We start from the raw sequence: 16,261 nt of genomic DNA on the forward strand, positions 1-16,261 counted from the left end.
GAGCAGCGCGACGGCCAGGTCGACCGAGCGGCCCAGGCAGACCCCGACCAGGGACTCCGGGCCGATGCCCGCCGCCCGCAGCCGCCGGGCCAGGGCCCGCGAGGCCGCGTCGAGTTCGCCGTACGTCAGGCTGCGCCCGCCGCCGGAGACGGCCACGGCGGCGGGGGCCTGCCGGATCCGCTCGGCCAGGCGCTCCATCGCGAGCCGGGGGGCCGGCTCGGGTATGGCGCCGGCCGGCGGGCGGTTCGCCGGGCCGTCGGGGCCGAGCAGCGCGGCGCGCTCCCCGGCGGTGAGCAGGTCGGCCATGGCGAGCGGTACGTCCGGCGCCTCGGCGAAGGCCCGCAGCACCGCGACGGTGTGCTCGGCCAGCCGGGCCACCGAGGCCGCCTCGAACAGGTCGGGGCGGTAGACGAAGCGGAGCCGGATGCGGTCCGCGTCCTCGCTGACGTCCAGCGTCAGGTCGAACTTCGCGGTGGTCAGGTCGATCGGGAAGGCCGTGCCCCTCGCCCCGCCGAGGGCGTACCCGCCCTGCGGCGCGGCGGCGGAGTGCGAGAACAGCACCTGGAACAGGGGGTTGCGCGACAGGTCCCGCTCGGGGCTCAGCTCGTCGACGATCCGCTCGAAGGGCAGGCTCTGGTGGGACAGGGCGCCCAGGACGCTCTCCCGCGTCCGGGCGAGGAGCTGCGCGGAGGTCGGGTCGCCCGCCAGGTCGGTGCGGATGACGAGGGTGTTCACGAAGAACCCGACCAGCTGCTCGATCTCCGGGCGCTCCCGGTTGGCGACGACGGTGCCGATCGCGATGTCGTCCTGGCCGCTGTGGAAGGCGAGCGCCGCCTGGAAGGCCGCCATCAGGGTCATGTACGAGGTGGTGTCGGCCCGGCGGCCGAGCTCGGCCAGCGCCGCCGTCAGCTTCTCGGGGAGCTCCACCGTGTGCACGGCCCCGGCGGAGCTGCGGACGGCGGGCCGGGGGTGGTCGGTGGGCAGTTCGAGCGGGGTCAGACCGGACAGCGCCGTACGCCAGTAGTCCAGGTCGGCGCTCTCGTCGGCCCCGCGCTGCCAGTGCGCGTAGTCGGTGTACTCGACCGGCGGGCGGGCGGACTGCGGGGCCCGGCCCTGGCGTCTGGCGCGGTAGCAGACGCCGAGGTCCTCGGTCAGGATGTCCAGCGACCAGCCGTCCGAGACGATGTGGTGCATGGCCAGGACCAGGACGTGGTCCTCGGCGCCGATCCGCAGCAGCGTGGCCCGGAACGGGGGCGCGGCCGCGAGGTCGAAGGGGCGCAGCGCCACCTCCCGTACGGCGGCGGCGATCGCCTCGGGTCCGCCTTCGCGGACCGCCGGAGGCAGGTCGACCACGTCGAGGCCGGCCGCCTCGGCGGCGGGCAGCACGCGCTGGGCGGGCACCCCGTCCTGGTGGGAGAAGACCACCCGCAGCTGCTCGTGGCGGTCGGTGAGGTCCCCGATCGCGGCGCTGAGCGCGGCGGTGTCCAGGGGGCCGGTGAACCGCCAGGCGGCGGGCATCAGGTATTCGACGCCGCCGGGGTCGAGCTGGTCGAGGAAGTACAGGCGCTGCTGGGCCGCGGACAGGGGGGCCTGCGCGGGGCGCGGGTCCAGGCGGGGGATCCCGGCGGGCGCGGCGGCGGCCTTGCCGCGCAGGCGCATTTCCAGGAGCCGGCGGGCGGCGGGGGAGAGGCCGCCGGGGGTGTCCGACGAGGCGGTGGTGGAGGGTTCGACCTGTGCAGTGGTCATCGCAAGTGCCGTCCAATCAAGGCTGGGATGGAGGTCCGGAACGCGGTGGCGGTCAGAACTCGGAGGTCAGGGACAGGTCGATCTCGTCGTCGCTCATCGAGGAGATCTGGTCGACGAGCTGTCGTTCCACTTCGATGGCGAGCAGTTCGACCGTCGGGTGGTCGAACAGGTCGCGCACCTGGATCGGGCAGTCGAAGGCGGTGCGCAGCCGGGAGGCGGCCGCCACGGCGCGCAGCGAGTGGCCGCCCAGGGAGAAGAAGTCCTCCCGGATCCCGACTTCGGGCAGGCCCAGGACCTCGGCCCAGATCTGGGCCGTCACCACCTCGGTCGGGGTGCGCGGCGCCACGGACGCGGCCGGCGCGGGCAGGTCCGGGTCGGGCAGGGCGGCGGTGTCCACCTTGCCCTGCACGGTCCGGGGCAGGGCGTCGAGCAGGACGAACGCGGCGGGCACCATGTAGCCGGGCAGCAGGGTCCGGCACCAGGCGGTCAGCGCCCCGGCGTCCGGCCCCCGGTCCCGGACGGCCGCGTAGCCGACCAGGGCGCGCTCCCCGCGCAGTTCGCGGACCTGGACGGTCGCGGCGTGCACGTCCGGGTGCTGTTCGAGGACGGTCTCGATCTCGGCCGGTTCGATGCGGAAGCCGCGGATCTTGACCTGGTCGTCGGTGCGGCCGAGGAACTCCAGCTCCCCGGAGGGCAGTCGGCGCACCAGGTCGCCGGTGCGGTAGAGCCGACCGCCGGCGCCGCCGTACACGTCCGGTACGAACCGCTGCGCGGTGAGGGCGGGCTGCCCGAGGTAGCCTCGGGCCAGCTCCGGGCCGCCGATCAGCAGCTCGCCCGGCACCCCGACGGGGACGAGCTGGTCGAGCGCGTCGACGACGTACGCCCGGCGGGAGCCCAGCGGCCGGCCGATCGCCACCCTGCCCTCGACGGGCGCGGTGACGGTGTGGGCGGTGGCCGAGATGACCGATTCGGTCGGGCCGTACGTGTTGACGACCGGCACGTCGGGCAGGTGGGCGAACCACCGGGCCAGCGGCGCCGAGGGCAGCGCCTCCCCGCCGGTGACCAGCAGCCGCAGCCCCTTGAGGTCCCCGGCGACGGTGTCGAGGCGGGCGACGATCTCCTCCCAGTAGGCGGGGGTGGCCTCCATGACCGTGATGTCCCGGGTGCGTACGGCCTCCGCGAGCTCCTCCACCGACCACACCTCGTCGGGGCGGACCACCACCGAGGCTCCCGCGCCGAGGGCGGGCAGCACCTGCTCCAGCGAGGCGTCGAAGGAGAAGGAGGCGAAGGCGAGGACCCGGTCCTCGGCCGTGATGCCGAACAGCTCGCGGGCCGCGGCGGTGTGGGCGCCCAGCGCGTGGTGTTCCACGCCGACGGCCTTGGGCCGGCCGGTGGAGCCCGAGGTGAAGATGACGTAGGCGAGGTCCCCGGGAGCGGGCGCGTGGTGCGGCGCGTCCGGATCGGGTACGACGGAGTCGACGGGGACGGTCCGCGGTCCGAGTGCGGCGGCCAGCGCCTGCGTCGAGCCGTCGCTGAAGACGCTGTGCACGCCCGCCTCGGCGCACATGAACCGCAGCCGCTCCTCGGGCAGCCGCGGGTCCAGCGGTACGTAGACCCCGCCGGCCCGCCAGATCGCGGCCATGGCGGCGACCGAGCGGATGCCGCGGCGCAGGCACACGCCGACCGGTGTCCCGGGCCGCACCCCGGTGGCCGCCAGAGCCCTGGCCAGGCCGCCGGTCACGCCGTCGAGCTCCGCGTACGTCAGGCTCTCGTCCCCGCAGAGCAGGGCCACCGAGTCCGGGGCCCCCGCCACGGTGAACGGCTGCGCCGGGGCGGCGACCGCGGTGCCCGCCGCCTCGGCCAGCTCCTCGTACTCGGAGGCGGACAGCAGCTCCAGCCGTCCGACCGCCCGCTCCGGATCGGCCACCACCGCCTCCAGCACCCGGCCCACGTGCCCGGCGAACCGGGTGACCGTGGCGGCGTCGAAGAGGTCGCTCGCGTACTCCACGTTCAGTGCGAAGCGGTCGGGATAGAGCAGGAAGGTGGCGGTCAGGTCGAACTTGGCCGAACCCCACGGCAGGACGAAGTGCTCCACGTCGAGGCCCTCGATCCGCGGGCCGCCCGCCGCGCTCTCCTGGACGTCGAACATCACCTGGAACAGCGGGTTGCGCGAGGGGTCCCGCTCCGGCCGCAGCTGCTCCACCAGCCGCTCGAAGGGCACCTCCTGGTGGTCGAAGGCCCCGAGCACCGACTCCCGCACCCGGTCCAGGAACTGCGTGAACGTGGGCTCGCCCGACAGGTCGGCGCGCAGCACCACCGTGTTCACCAGCAGCCCCACCAGCCGCTCCAGCTCCAGCTGTCCGCGGCCCGCGACCGGGGTGCCCACCGCCACGTCCCGCTGCCCGGACCAGCGGCCCAGCACGATCTGCACCACGGCCAGCAGCACCGTGAACCGGGTCACCCCGTGCCGGCGGGCCAGCTCGCCGAGGGCGGCCTCCAGCTCCTTCGGCAGGTCGATCTCCACCGCCCCGCCCCGCCCCGACCAGCCCGCCGGACGGGGCCGGTCCGTCGGCAGTTCCAGTACGGGCACACCGGCCAGGGCCTCCTCCCAGTACGCCAGCTGCCGCTCCAGCACCTCGCCGGCCATCCGGTCGCGCTGCCAGACCGCGAAGTCCCCGTACTGGAGGGGCACGGGAGGCAGTTCGGCGGGGCGCCCGGCCGTACGGGCGGCGTAGGACTCGGCCAGCTCGCCGATGATCACGTCCTTGGACCAGCCGTCGGTCGCCGCGTGGTGGAAGGCGATGACCGCCACGTGGTCCTCGGGGTCCAGCTCCCACACCCCGGCCCGCAGCAGCGGCGGACCGGCCAGGTCGAAGCGGCGGGTGGCGTACGGGACGGCCACCGCGCGCAGCCGCTCCAGCCGTACGGCCTCCTCGTCCCCGGGCGGGGCCGACTGCCACACCAGCGGTACGCGGACCCCGTCGACCACCCGCTGCACGGGCTTGCCGTCCACCTCGACCAGGGCGGTGCGCAGCGCCTCGTGCCGGGACACCACCTCGTCGAGGGCGCCCTGCCAGGCGTCGCGGTCGAGCCCGCCGCGGATCCGCCACGAGAACCAGAGCACGTACTCGTCGCCGACGTCGGACATCCGGTCCAGGAACCACATCCGCTCCTGCCCGAAGGACAGCGGCAGCGGTCCCGAGCGGTCCACCGGGACGACGGTGGCGGCGCCGGCCTGCCGGGCCGCGGCCACCACCGGGCCGAACGCGCGGATGGTGGGGTTCTCGAACAGGGTGCGCAGCTCGACCTCGCGGCCGAGGCGCTCGGCGATCCGGGAGACGGCCATGGTGGCGAGCAGCGAGTGGCCGCCCAGGTCGAAGAACCCGTCGTCGATGCCGACCCGGTCGACGCCGAGGACCTCCGCCCAGATGTCGGCCACCACCTGCTCGGTGGCGTCGCGCGGCGCGGTGAACTCGGCGCCGCCCGCCACCGCCCGGTCCCGCTCGGCCCGCTCCCCCTCCGGCCGGGCGGCGGGCAGCGCGGCCCGGTCCAGCTTGCCCGAGGCGTTCACGGGCAGCGCGTCGAGTGCCACGAACTCCCCGGGCACGGCGTAGTGCGGCAGGCGGCCCGCGCAGAAGGCGCGCAGGGCGGCGGGCTCCACCGGGCCCTCGGGGCCGGCCACCACGTAGCCGGTCAGGCTCTTGCCGCCCTGGGCGTCCGAGCCGACGGCCACCGCGGCGGCCACCACTCCGGGGCATTCACCCAGCGCCGCCTCGACCTCGCCGAGTTCGATGCGGAAGCCGCGGATCTTCACCTGGTCGTCGGTGCGGCCGAGGAACTCCAGCTCCCCGGAGGGCAGTCGGCGCACCAGGTCGCCGGTGCGGTAGAGGCGTCCGCCGTCCCCGCCGAACGGGTCGGGTACGAAGGCGGCGGCGGTGAGGGCCGGCCGGCCGAGGTAGCCGCGGGCCAGCTCCGGGCCGCCGATCAGCAGCTCGCCCGGCTCCCCGGCCGTAACGAGCTCGTCGTGCGCGTCCACCACGTACACCCGGCGCGAGCCCAGCGGCCGCCCGATCGGCACCCGGCCGGGGTCGGCGTCCCCGGCCGCGCCGATCTCGTGGGTGGTGGCGGTGACGGTGGTCTCGGTCGGCCCGTACGCGTTGAGGACCCGTACGTGCGGGGCCCGTGCCTGCCAGGCGGCCAGCGCGGCGGCCGGGACGGACTCCCCGCCGAGGATCAGCAGGCGCAGCGGGGCCAGGGAGGCGGCGGTGCGGTCGGTGAGCGAGAAGGCCAGCTCGGCCCAGTAGGTGGGGGGCAGGTTCAGCACGGTGATCGCGTAGCGCTCGACCACCAGGGGGATCTGCGCGGGCAGCCACTGCTCGTCCGGCCGGACCACCAGCGTGGCCCCGCAGCCGAGCGCGGTGAGCAGCTGATCCAGTGAGGCGTCGAAGGAGAAGGACGAGAACGCGAGCACCCGGTCCCCGGCCGTGATGCCGAACTCCGCCCGCGCGGCGGCGACATGGGCGTCGATCGCGCCGTGCTCGATCCCGACGGCCTTCGGGCGGCCGGTGGAGCCCGAGGTGAAGATGACGTAGGCGAGGTCCCGCGGGTCGGGGACGTGGTGCGGGGCGCCCGCGTCGGGCCCGGCGTCCTCCACCCGCAGCACCCGCGGGCCGAGCGCCCCGGCCAGTTCGGCGGTGGCGGCGTCGGTGAGGACGTACGCCAGAGCGGCCTCCTCGGCCATGAACCGCAGCCGCTCCTCGGGGAGCGCCGGATCCAGCGGTACGTAGACCCCGCCGGCCCGCCAGATCGCGGTCATCGCGGCCACGGATCCGACCCCGCGCTTCATGCACACGCCGATCGGGGTCCCCGGGCCGGCGCCGGCCGCCCGCAGGGCGGTGGCCAGGCCGCCGCCGAGGGCGTCCAGCTCGCGGTAGCGCAGGATCCTCTCCCCGCAGACCAGCGCCACCGCGTTCGGCTCGCCCGCTACGGCGAACGGCGCGGCCGCCGGCGCGGGGCGCCCGGAGCCCGCCGTCGCGAGCAGGCGGGCCCGCTCCTTGCCGGGCAGCGGCGCCAGCCGTCCGGCGAGCTCGGCCACCGGGGTCCCCGGCGAGGCGGTGACCGCGCGCAGCAGCTCCAGGTACCCCTCGGTGAAGCGGACCATCGTGCTCCGGTCGAACAGGGCGGTGGAGAACTGCAGCCGCGCCGCGATGTCCCCGTTGGCGCGCAGGCTCAGGTCGAGGAACACGTCGAGCGGTGTGCCCGTCAGCGGCGTCCGTACGAGACCGACGTCCAGGTCGTCGAGGCGGGCCGCCGCGGGGACGGTGTTGAGCAGGGTGAAGGAGGCCTGCGCGAGCGGGTGGCGGGACAGGTCGCGCTCGGTGACCACCTCGCCGACCACCCGGTCGAAGGGCGCCTCGGAGTGCGAGAAGTCCCGCAGGGCCCCCGCCCGGACCCGGCCCAGCAGTTCGGCGAAGGTCGGATCGCCCGACAGGTCGGTGCGCAGGACGATCGTGTTGACGAACGGGCCGATCACATCGGCCACCTCGGCCCGCCCGCGCTCGGCCAGGGTGGTGCAGACGGCGATGTCGCGGCGGCCCGAGTAGTGGCCCAGCAGGGTCTGGTACACGGCGAGCAGCAGCATGTAGCGGGTCGCGCGCTGTTCGCGGGCCACCCGGTCCACCTCGGCCACCAGCTCGGCCGGCAGCTCGAAGCGGACCACGTCACCGGAGCCGTCCCAGAAGGCCGGCCGCGGCCGGTCGGCGGGCAGCGCGAGCGGGGCGACCCCGGCCAGCCGCTGCCGCCAGTACCCGAGCAGCCGCTCCATCCGCGGCCCGCTCAGCCGCTCGGCCTCGGTCCGGGCGACGTCGGTGTACTGCAGCGGCGGCGCGTCCACCGCCTCGCCCCGGTAGCCGGCGTCCAGTTCGCGCAGCAGCACGTCCCAGGACCAGCCGTCCACCGCGATGTGGTGCACCACCAGGAGCAGCACGTGCTCGTCGGCGCCGATGCGGGCGAGGGTGGCCCGCATCGGGTGCTCCGTGGCCAGGTCCAGCGGCCGCGCCAGCTCCCGGTCGAAGAGCTCCTCGGTGCTGCCCGCCTGCGTCCGCGCCAGGCGGGTGCGGCCCGCCGGGTCCACCACCGGTACGGGCTCGCCGTCGACGGCCGTGAACCGGGTGCGCAGCACCTCGTGCCGGTCCACGATGCCGGCCAGCGAGCGCTCCAGGGCCTCGGCGTCCAGGGCGCCGCGGATGCGCAGGGCCAGCGGGAGGAGGGACTCGGCGGAGCCTCCGCTCAGCTGGTCGAGGAACCACAGCCTCCGCTGCGCGAACGACACTCCGTCACCGTCACGTACGACGTCGACGGCTTCGCTGCCGTGCCTCGCCGGTCCGCCGTGCGCTGCGACAACCTTCACTGTGGGCCTCCAAGCGGTGTTTTCCTCAACACTGCTGGCTGCGGAGATCCGTCAGTAGGGAAGAAGACGCAGCCGCGCGCGCAGCCCCGGGGGGTAGAACGCGCAACGGCGGCGCGCACGGCGGCCCTCGCTCCGCCGTGCGCGCCGCCGGTACGCGTCGCTCCTCGGGTGGTGCCCTCTAGCCCTCGTCCACCGCCACGAAGCGCAGCTCGGAGGTGTAGGCCTCGCCCCGGTCGTCGGTCAGCCAGGCCTGTTCGGGGTTCGGCAGCATCTCGGTGAACACCGCCCGGCCCCCCGGCTCCTTGCGTGCCATCCTGCGGACGGCCTTGGCGAGGATGTTGACGTACACCGGACTGTCGAAGTCCACGTAGAACGGCCGGGTCTCGGTCGGCAGCACGACGAACACGAACCGGGGCAGCTCGCGCCGCTCCCGCCACTGCCGGGCCCGTACGAAGCGGCGCGCCTCGTCCTTCTCGTCGGCGAAGTCCATGTCCGACGGCGGCAGCCGCCAGGTCTCGCGCGCCACGACGAGGCGGTCCACGGTGACCCGGGGGGAGTGCTCCGCCCCGTCCGGCAGGATCTGGAACAGGTCCATCGCCAGGGTGGTCAGGACGTGCGAGAACACGTCCACCGCCGGGAATTCGGCCCCGTCGGGCAGCACCACCGCCAGCTCGCCGTCCGCCCGCTCGGTCACCGCCACGTCGGCGCTGAGTACCGTACGGGGCCGGCCCGGGTCGGCGGTGAAGTCGACGAGGGCGACGTAGTAGTCCTCGGGGCGGACCAGGGAGAGCCGGATCCGCGCGGAGAGCCGGGAGCGGTGCTCCTTGGGCAGCAGCGGCAGCAGCCGGGGGCCCGGATGGTCCCGGCCGGTCAGCCCGAGCAGCTCGCCGGGGTCCGGGTGCTGGTTGACGAACAGCGAGGCGCCCAAGGTGTTGGCGGCGACGTGCAGTTCGCCGAGGACCAGTTCGAAGTCGCCCCTTTCCACGGCCTGTTCGCCGGATGCGGCGATCATGATGTCGGGGCTGAGGTAGCGGGCGGCGGTCCAGCCCCCGCCGGGGCCGCCGAACTGCTCGGCGACGGGGCCCGCGACGGCCTCCAGCGGCAGCCTGACCCGGCGGGTGCCGGGCGGCGGCGACAGGATGGCGTCCCAGCGCCTGCGGAACTCCTGCTGGAGCCCGGCGGATTCCGTGCGGGCGGCGCCGTGCAGGATCGGCATGCAGGCGAACCAGAACGCGGCCAGGTCGACCGGCCCCTGCCCGGCCAGCCGGCGGTACACCTCGCGCGCCCGGGCCATCACGGCCTCGGCGAGCCGCGCGGTGAGCCACCCGGCGCTGGTCAGCAGGGGGTCCAGCGGGGCGAGGGCCTCGTGCACGGTCCGCCCGAGCGTGGCCGTGGCCGCCCGCCGGCAGTCGGAGTACACCAGCGCCCGGCAGGGCGCCGTACCGGCCGCCTTCTCGCGCACGGCGGCGGTCTCGGTCAGCGCGACGAACTCCGCCTCCAGGTCCGTCAGCGCGGCCACCAGCGCCTCGGGCCCGTCCGCCTCGCCCACCCGGTCCCGGCCCCGTTCCAGGGCGTCCAGGGCCGCCAGGCCGGACTCGCGCAGCTCCGCGTCCCCGACCCGGTCCAGCCAGGCCCGCAGATGCCGCTCGGGGCGGGCGTCGGCGGGCACCTCCAGCTTCCACACCACCCACCGGCGGGCGACCAGGTCGGCCAGCACGGCCGACACGTCCACCTCCGGCAGCGCGGCCCGGATCTCCCGTGCCGGGCGTACGCCGTCGCAGAGCGCGAGCACCGCGCGCGCCCCCTCGTCCAGCGCCTGGCGCGGCCGGCCCGGCACCGTCACGTCCATGCCGGCCTGGCGGACGAACGGCACGCGCCGGGGCGCCACCCACTCCCGCAGCGCCGGGTCGGTGTCGATCCGGGCGGCGAGGGCGTCGATGGCCCAGCTGGCGAAGTACACCTGCGATCCGGCGATCAGCCCGGTGCCGGGATCGACGCGGATCCCCTCCTCGGCGCCGGCGGCCAGGTCCCAGCGGCCCCAGCCGACCGGCCCGAAGAAGCCGATGGTGTCGTTCTTGACGCAGAACCGCTGCCAGTAGTGGGCCACCAGCTCCTCGCGCTGGCGCGGCATGCTGGTGCGGCCCGCCGCGGTCGGGGTCCAGTTCAGGAAAGGCGTGATCCCGGAGGTGAGCACCGGCCGGTTCTGCCAGGCCACCGCCTCCCGGAAGGCGGGCATCCGGGCGATGTCCTGGAGCGCGTGCGCCGTCTCCACCTGGGCGTCGGCGAACAGGGCGGCGAACTCCCCCCACCGCTCGCCGGCCAGGCCGGCCGCGCCCTCCTCGGGATCGAACTTGTCGGCGGCCTGGGCCAGCCCGCCGGGGGCCAGCCGCAGCACGCCCCCGGCCGGAAAGCCCGCGCCGCGCAGGGCGAACTGGTCCCACAGCCGCCAGCGGCCGCCGGGTACGTAGGTGTCCGTCATGACCGGCCCCTCATGCCTGGACGTAGTCGGCGTGGACGACGTCGGCGAGGTCCGCCGGCGAGGGGTAGGCGAAGACCAGGGCCACCGGGACCTCCGCCCCGAGGGCCTCTTCGAGCCGTGCGGTGATCCGGAAGGCGGTCAGCGAATCGCCGCCCCACTCGTAGAAGTCGCTCTGCTCGTCGAGGTCGGCGACCCCCAGCGTCTCGCGGTAGACGGAGACGACCAGCTCGGTCAGGGCGGTGGCGGTCAACTGCGAGGTCAGCTGCGCGGTCGGGTTGGCGGTCTCGTTCGCGGTCATGGTCATGAGGTCTCCTTCAGGAGCGGATCTGCGCGTGGTGTGGGTGCCGTGCGGGTGGTGCGGGTGGTGCGGGTGGTGCGGGTCCATGGGTTCAGGTCGTGCAGTGGGTACGGGAAGGGGGCGCGGCCGCGGCGGCCGCCATCAGCGCCGCCTTGGTGTTGCCTCCCGAGACGACGGCGACGCAGGTGCCGGCGCCGCTGCCGCGGCCCGCGCGGATCGCCCCGGCCAGCGCGACCGCGCCGGAGGGCTCCGCCTCGACCCCGCGCCGGCGCAGCAGCGCGGCCGCGGCGAGGATCTCCGCGTCGGAGACGGCGATCAGGTCGTCGACCCGGTCCCGGATGACGGGGTACGGGACCGCCCCCGGCTGCTGCCCGCGCAGCCCGTCGGCGACGGAGTCGCCGGGCGCCAGCCGTACGGGATGCCCCGCGGCCAGCGACCTGGCGTAGCGGGGGGTGCCGGCGGGCTCGACGCCCACCACCCGTACCGGATGCCCGTACGCGGCGAGGCACACTCCGGCGAGCAGCCCGCCCCCGCCGGTCGGCACGTACACGGTCTCGGTGTCGGGCGCCTCGGCGAGGATCTCCAGGCCGACCGTGCCCTGCCCGGCGACCACCAGCTCGTGGTCGGAGGAGGGGATGAGGACGGCGCCCGTCTCCTCGGCCAGCTCCCGCGCCCGGGCGTCGCGTTCGGCGACCCCGCCCGGCACGCGGACGGTGCGCCCGCCGAGGGCCTTGATGACGGCGATCTTGGCGGGATGCGCCCCGCCGGCCAGCACCACGGTCACCTCGGCCCCCAGCGCGCGGGCCAGCCGGGCCAGCGCGATGCCGTGGTTCCCGGAGGAGCCGGTCACCATCCGGCGGGCGCCGAGCGCCAGCACGGCGTTGGCGGCCCCGCGCAGCTTGAACGACCCGCTGTACTGGAGGTGTTCGGCCTTCAGCAGCAAGCCCCGCCCGGTCCGGTGGAGTCCGGGCGCGGGCAGCCCCGGCAGCAGCGGGGTCCGCCGCACCCGGCCGGCGATCCGCGCGGCGGCGGCCTCCACATCGGCCCGGCCGAGCGCGGTGCCCCGGGCGGCGAGGGCGGATGCGGCGGCCGGACCGGCCGCGCCGGCCGGAGCGGCCCGTGCCGCCAGGGCCCCGGGCGCCAGGGGCGCGCGCGGCCCGGGCAGCGAGACGGAGGACATGGAGGGCGCGGAGGGCCCGGAGGTCCTGGACGCCACGGAGGTCATGGAGGCCGCGCCCCTCACGGGCGGGCGCGGCGCGCTCGGTGCGGTGGTCATGGCCGGCCTCCGGTCTGCGACAGGGCGCGGCGGTCGGCCTTGCCGCCGCGGGTGGTGGGCAGTTCCGCCAGCCGCGCGAACCGGCGCGGCATCAGGTGCGGGGGCAGCGACCTGCCCAGATGGGCGCGGAGTGCCGCGTCCTTCACCTCCGCCAGCTCCCCGGTCAGGTGCGCGACGAGGAACACCCGCCCCTGCGCGTCGGTGTCGGAGGTGACGACCGCCCCCGTCACCCCCGGATGGGCCAGCAGCGCGCCCTCCACCTCGGCCGGGTCCACCCGGTAGCCGCGGATCTTGACCTGGCGGTCCCGGCGCCCCAGGTACTCCAGCCCGTGCGGCCCCATGGCCGCGAGATCGCCGGTCCGGTACATCCGGGCGCCGGGCGGCCCGAGCGGGTCCGGTACGAAGCACTCGGCCGTACGGGCGGGCCGCCCGCGGTACCCCCGGGCCACCCCCACCCCGCCGATGCAGACCTCCCCGACGGACCCGTCGGGCACCGGCGACAGTCCGGAATCCAGCAGCCGGACGACGACCCCGTCGATCGGCGTTCCGACGACGTCGGTCAGGACGTCCGGCTCGGCCGGTACGGCGTAGCGGGTCGACGTCATCGTGCACTCGGTCGGCCCGTACTGGTTGACCAGCGCGCCCGGCACCAGGGACCGGCCGCCGGCGGTCAGGAACGGCCGCAGCGACTCACCGCTCGACACCACCACCCGTACGCCGTCGAGCAGCCGCTCCCCGTCCGGCTGCCCGGCCAGGAAGGCCAGGAAGGAGGGCGTCACGCTGAGCAGGGCGCTCACCGCGTGCTCCCGTACCGCCGCCCCGAACTCCTCGGGCCGCAGCAGAGCCGAACGCGGCACCACGACCAGCCGCCCGCCCGCCAGCAGCGGGGCGAAGGTGTCCCGCAGCGAGGCGTCGTAGCCCAGCGGGGCCACCTGGAGGGCCACCGTGTCCGGGCCGAGGCCGTACTCGCGGGCGACGAAGCGCAGGTACGAGTCCAGGCCGGCGTGTTCGACCAGGACGGCGCTGGGCTCCCCGGTGCTCCCCGAGGTGTGGCTGACGTAGGCCAGGGCCCGCCCGTCGGGCGGCCCGCCGCCCCACGGCTCCTGTCCGTCCGGGCTCCCCGGCCGGTCGAGCAGTACGGGGGTCCCCGGGATCGGCAGGTCGAGCCCGCCGGCAAGGGCCGAGGTGGTCAGCAGCATGTCGGCGCCGCCGCTGCGGACCAGAGCCGCCAGCCGGGCCGGCGGCTGCTGCGGGTCCAGGCTCAGGAAGGCCGCCCCGGAGCGGACCACCGCGGCCGGCGCCACCACGGAGTCCACCCCGCGTTCCACGGCCACCGCGCACACCGTCTCGGGCCGCGCGCCCCGCGCCCGCAGCGCCGCGGCCAGCGCCTCGATACGGGCGACGAGCTCCCCGTACGTCAGCTCGCCGGCCGGTGTGGCCACCGCGATCCGGCCGGGGTCCAGGGCCGCGTGCGCGGCGATGTCGTCGACGAAGGTCCGCATCACGCACCCCCGTCCGCGGCGGGCTCGGGCGCCGGCCGCGAGACGTCGGTGACGGTCTGGTCGACGGCGACGAAGCGCAGCTCCGAGGTGAACGAGGCGCCCTCGTCGTCGGTCAGCCAGGCCTGCTCCGGGGTCGGCAGCATCTCGCTGACCTTCAGCTTGGCGCCGGGGTCCTTGCGGGCGAGCCGGCGCGCCGCCTTCGCGAGGATGGTCAGGTACACCGGGCTGTCGAAGTCCACGTAGAAGGGCCGGGGTTCGGTCGGCGAGACCACGAAGACGAAGCGGGGCAGATCGTGTTCCTTCCGCCAATGGCGGGCCCGCACGAACCGCCGGGTCTCGGACTTCTCGTCGGCGAAGGCCAGTTCGGACGCGGGGAAGGCCCAGGTCTCGCGTGCCACCACCATCTTGTCGATGCTGATGCGCGGGGTGTGGTCTCCCTCGGGGCGCAGCGTGAACCGGTCCATGACCCGCTGCGTCAGGGTGTTCGCGTACACGTCCAGCAGGTCGAACGCGGCCCCGTCGGGCAGCACCGCCATCAGCAGGCCGTCCCGCTCCTCGACGCGGACGTCGGCGCACAGGACGGTGCGCGGGCGGTGCGGGTCACCGGTGTCGTCGACCAGCGAGACGTAGTAGTCCTGCGGCCGGTCCAGCGAAGGCCTGCTGCGCGTCGACCACTTGAGCGGCAGCTCCTTGGGCAGCATCGGCAGCAGCCGGGGCCCGGGGAAGTCGCGGGTGGTCTCCGCGATCAGCTCCTCGCGGTCCGGGTGCTGGTGGACGAAGAGCGAGGCGCCCATCGTGTTGAGCGCGCTGTGCATCTCGCCCAGCACCATCTCGAAGTCCCCGCGGGCCACCGCGTCCGCGCTGTCGGCGAGCAGCAGCACGTCCGGGCTGAAGTAGCGGGCCAGCGACCAGCCGGCGCCCGGCTCCTCGAACTCCTCGCGCACCCGCTCCGCAATGTCCGCCGAGGAGACGCGGACCCGGCGCGCCCCCTCCGGCACGGCCAGGATCCGCGCCCATTTCGCCCGCAGTTCGGCCTGGACGGCGTCGAGGTCGCGGGTCGCCTCCGGGTAGGGGGAGGGCAGGCAGCCCAGCCACATCGCGCCGAGGTCCACCGGGCCGGCCGCGCTCAGCCGCTCGTACACCTGGCGCAGGCGCGGCCGGACCCGCTCGGCGAACCGGTTCGTCATCCAGCGCGCCGCCGTCAGGCACTGCGCGAGCGGGGTCAGCTCGTCCAGCAGGGCGGTGCCGAGGGTGGCCGTCGCCGCGCGCCGGGCGTCGGAGTACACGAGCCCCCGGCAGGGCGCCGTCCGCTCGCCCTTGGACCGCTGGGCGTCGGTTGCGGTCAGCGCCGCGAAGTCCGCTTCCAGCGCGGAGATCGCCGAGGTCAGGGCCTCCGCGTCGAGGCCGGCCGCCTGTACCGCGTCCCGTCCCCGCTCCAGTACGGCCAGCTTCTCCAGGGCCGGCTCGCGCAGGGCCGGATCGCCGATCCGCTCCAGCACGGCGCGCAGCTCGCGCTCCGGGTAGGTGCCCGTCGGCACGTCGAGGCGCCAGTGCACCCACCGCTTGGACAGCAGCCACCGCACGGCCTCGGTGGCCTCGGCCACCGGGATCCCCAGTGCCGCGGCGATCGCGGCCGGCGGCCGGGTCCCGTCGCACAGGTCCAGCACGGCGCGGGCCCTCTCGCCGATGGGCTGCGGCGGCCGGCCCGGCAGGTGCACGGACAGGCCCTCGGCCCGTACGAAGGACACCCGGCGCGGCGGGATCCAGGCCCGCATCGCGGGGTCGGCGTCGAGCGACTTGGCCAGGGCGTCGATGGCCCAGCTGGCGAAGTACACCCGCGAGTCGGCGAGGAACCCGCCGCTGCCGGGGTCGACCTCCACCCCGTGCGTGGCGAGGTCCCAGCGGCCCCAGCCGACCGGGCCGAAGAAGCCGATGGTGTCGTTCTTGACGCAGAACCGCTGCCAGTAGTGGGCCACCAGCTCCTCGCGCTGGCGGGGCATGCTGGTCCGGCTCGCGGCGGTCGGCGTCCAGTTCAGGAACGGGGCGATGCCGGTGCGCAGTACGGCCGGGTTCTGCCAGGCCACGGCGGCCCGGAAGCGCGGCGAGGCGGCGATGGACTGGAGCAGTTCGGCGGTGGCGACGGCGCCGTGGTCGAAGGCCCCGGTGAACGCCTCCCAGTCCGGGCCGGCGAGCGCGTCGCCGGGGCCGAACTTGTCGGCGGCCAGGGCGAGGCCGGGCGGGGCCATGCGCAGGACCCCCTCGGCCGGGAAACCCGGACCGCGGAGTGCGAAGTGCTCCCACAACCGCCACCCGCCGGTGGGCAGGTGCACGGTCTCTGGGGTGTCCGACATGGCGGAGCTCCTTCCAGCCTGATGGGGTGACGTGGCCGGCGGCGCTGTACCTCTCGGTCGCCACCCTGGCTGCCCCGAACACTGCCGCCGCGCGCACCGGCGCCACCAGGGAAGGAGCGGCAGCACCGGCCGCCGGTCCTTCTGCGCGTTTGTCCCTATGGCGCCCCCGCCCCGGCACTGCACGCTGTGACCCATCACGG

7 protein-coding genes are annotated in these 16,261 nt (G+C 75.6%); all 7 read right to left on the reverse strand.

What is annotated here, in order from left to right; all coding sequences use genetic code 11:
* Positions 1 to 1,746 (reverse strand): condensation domain-containing protein (locus ACS04_RS32445; protein ID WP_048480442.1); only part of this gene is annotated, 1,746 nt, incomplete at its 3' end.
* A 52-nt stretch (positions 1,747 to 1,798) separates the two neighbouring features.
* Positions 1,799 to 8,155 carry a non-ribosomal peptide synthetase gene (locus tag ACS04_RS32450; RefSeq protein ID WP_245236666.1) on the reverse strand — a complete coding sequence of 2,119 codons (6,357 nt, stop codon included), beginning with the start codon at positions 8,153 to 8,155 and terminating at the stop codon, positions 1,799 to 1,801.
* Positions 8,156 to 8,333: 178 nt separating this feature from the next.
* Positions 8,334 to 10,634: a lantibiotic dehydratase gene (locus tag ACS04_RS32455; protein ID WP_048480443.1), complete on the reverse strand. Its 2,301-nt coding sequence runs from the start codon at positions 10,632 to 10,634 to the stop codon at positions 8,334 to 8,336.
* Between the two features lie 10 nt (positions 10,635 to 10,644).
* Positions 10,645 to 10,938: an acyl carrier protein gene (locus ACS04_RS32460; protein ID WP_245236667.1), complete on the reverse strand. Its 294-nt coding sequence runs from the start codon at positions 10,936 to 10,938 to the stop codon at positions 10,645 to 10,647.
* A gap of 85 nt (positions 10,939 to 11,023) precedes the next feature.
* On the reverse strand, positions 11,024 to 12,208 hold the full coding sequence (locus ACS04_RS32465) for a threonine ammonia-lyase (protein ID WP_245236668.1): 1,185 nt from the start codon (positions 12,206 to 12,208) through the stop codon (positions 11,024 to 11,026).
* Positions 12,205 to 13,710, reverse strand: coding sequence for an amino acid adenylation domain-containing protein (locus ACS04_RS32470; protein ID WP_048480444.1), 1,506 nt, complete (start codon positions 13,708 to 13,710; stop codon positions 12,205 to 12,207). Before ACS04_RS32470 ends, ACS04_RS32465 begins: the two co-directional genes overlap by 4 nt.
* Complete coding sequence (locus ACS04_RS32475; protein WP_048480445.1) at positions 13,710 to 16,061, reverse strand: lantibiotic dehydratase; 2,352 nt, start codon at positions 16,059 to 16,061, stop codon at positions 13,710 to 13,712. The genes ACS04_RS32470 and ACS04_RS32475 overlap by 1 nt, the downstream gene beginning before the upstream one ends.
* Positions 16,062 to 16,261: the final 200 nt, after the last annotated feature.

Origin of the sequence: Streptomyces roseus (assembly GCF_001044425.1) — a bacterium.
GTDB classification, from domain to species: Bacteria; Actinomycetota; Actinomycetes; order Streptomycetales; family Streptomycetaceae; genus Streptomyces; species Streptomyces roseus.